This window comes from Pseudomonas sp. MD330_10, from assembly GCF_042610415.1.
Classification (GTDB): domain Bacteria; phylum Pseudomonadota; class Gammaproteobacteria; order Pseudomonadales; family Pseudomonadaceae; genus Aquipseudomonas; species Aquipseudomonas rhodesiae.
On record NZ_JBHGZU010000038.1, the window covers coordinates 1 to 2,089 of the forward strand.

Sequence of the window (2,089 nt, forward strand, 5' to 3'; positions counted from 1 at the left end):
TAGATCTCGGCCTTGGCGCCGATGTCGATGCCGCGGGTCGGTTCGTCGAGCAACAGCACTTTCATCGGCATCGACAGCCAGCGGCCCAAAATGGCTTTCTGCTGGTTGCCGCCGGAGAGGTACAGGATCTTCTGCGCGGCGTTCGGGGTTTTGACTTTCATCGCCTGGATCTGGTGCGCGGCGTTGCCCTTTTCCCAGCCCTCGCGCAGCAGCCAGCCGAACCGCGAGTGGGCGCCACGAGCACTGATGTTGATGTTCTCGGCCACGCTGGACAGCGGGATGATGCCTTCCTTTTTGCGGTCTTCGGGGCACAGCAGCACCCCGGCGGCGATGGCGTCGCGCGGCGAGCGCAACTGCAATGGCTCACCCTCCAGCGCCAGGCTGCCGGCGCTGGCACGCTCCAGGCCGCTGAGCAGACGGAACAGCTCCGTACGCCCGGCCCCCACCAGGCCGAACAGGCCGAGGATTTCGCCTTTGCGCACCTGGAAACTCACCGGCTCGCGCAGCCCAGGGCCAAGCAGACCGTCGACCTTGAGCGCCACCTCGCCGTGCTCGCGCGGGCGGTAGTCGTAGATGTCCTGAATATCGCGACCGACCATGCAGGTCACCAACTGGTCGTGGGTCAGCGCGCTCATGTCCTCGAACGTACGCACGTAGCGGCCGTCCTTGAACACCGTGACCGCGTCGCAGATGCGGAACACTTCTTCCATGCGGTGCGACACGTAGAGCACCACTTTGCCCTCGTCGCGCAGGCGCGTGATGATCGCCATCAAGCGGTCAATCTCCCGCGCCGAGAGGCTGCTGGTGGGCTCGTCGAAGGCGATCACATGGGCGCCACGGGACAGCGCCTTGGCGATTTCCACCAATTGGCGCTGGCCCAGGGACAGACGCCCGAGCTTCTGGTCCGGGTCGATTTCATCGGCCAGGCCCTTGAGGCACGCCAGGGCCTGCTTGCGCAGCAAGCCACGGTTGACCACGCCCCAGCGCGTGGGCAAATGGCCGAGAAACAGGTTCTCGGCCACGCTCATTTCCGGCACCAGGTGCAGCTCCTGGTGAATCACCGCCACGCCGCTGGCGATGCTGTCGGCCGCGCATTTGAAGGCCAGGGTCTGCGCGCCGATCTGCAGCGCGCCGCTGCTGGGGATATAGGCTCCGCCGAGGATCTTCAGCAGGGTCGATTTGCCCGCGCCGTTCTCGCCCATCAACGCATGCACTTGCCCGGGCTGGGCGGTAAAACTGATGCCGTCCAGCGCCTTGACCCCGGGAAAGGTCTTGCCGATGCCGTCAAACCGCAAGGCCGCAGCGGTCATTTCCACAGCCCGATCTTGGTCAGTTCTTCCTGGAAGTTGGCGCGGGTGATCAGGGTCACTTCGTCCATGGCGGTGTATTTAGGCGGCTCTTTGCCGGTGGTCACCCACTCGAACATCATCTCGGCGGTTTTGTAGCCTTCGATATGCGGGCTTGGCAGCATGGAGCCGTAGAAGCCGCTGTCGGGTTTTTTCAGTTCGCCGATGGCATCGGTGCCATTGATGCCGATCCCGATCACATTGGCCGCCTTGAAACCGGCCGCTTCAGTGGCGCGCACGCCGCCGAGCACGGTGTTGTCGTTCATACCGCCGATGATCAGGTTTTTCACGCCGCTTGGGAGTTTGACCAGCGCCGAGTTGGCGGCGTCCATGCTGCCCGGTACGTCCAGGGTTTTCAGCGGCGCGGTGAGGATATGGTCCGCGGGGATGCCGGCTTTCTTCAGCGAATCGATCGAACCGTCGGTGCGTTTCTTACCGGTATCGAGCTCGTTGAAAGTGGTGATCACCGCGTAGGTTTCTTTCCAGTCCCAACCGCGTTTTTTCGCTTCATCCGCCATGGCCGCGCCCTGCTTCTGGCCCACCTCAAACGCGGCCATGCCCAGGTACGGCACGTCTTCCATAAACTTGCCCTTGGCGTCGACGAAACGGTCGTCCACCGCCATGACTTTCATATCGTTGAGCTTGGCCTTGGCCACAATCGCCGGGCCGAGGGACACATCCGGCGGGCAGATCACAAAACCCTTGGCGCCATTGGCGGCCAGGCTGTCGATGGCCGACAGGGT

At 63.5% G+C, this 2,089-nt stretch carries 2 protein-coding genes; both read right to left on the bottom strand.

Features of this window, described 5'->3' with window-relative positions; all coding sequences use genetic code 11:
- The coding region (gene araG, locus ACFZPT_RS26490; protein ID WP_379555939.1) for an L-arabinose ABC transporter ATP-binding protein AraG at positions 1–1,310 on the bottom strand (1,310 nt) is incomplete at its 3' end.
- Positions 1,307–2,089: substrate-binding domain-containing protein (locus tag ACFZPT_RS26495; protein ID WP_379555938.1), on the bottom strand; the 783-nt coding region annotated here is incomplete at its 5' end. The genes araG and ACFZPT_RS26495, both read right to left, overlap by 4 nt.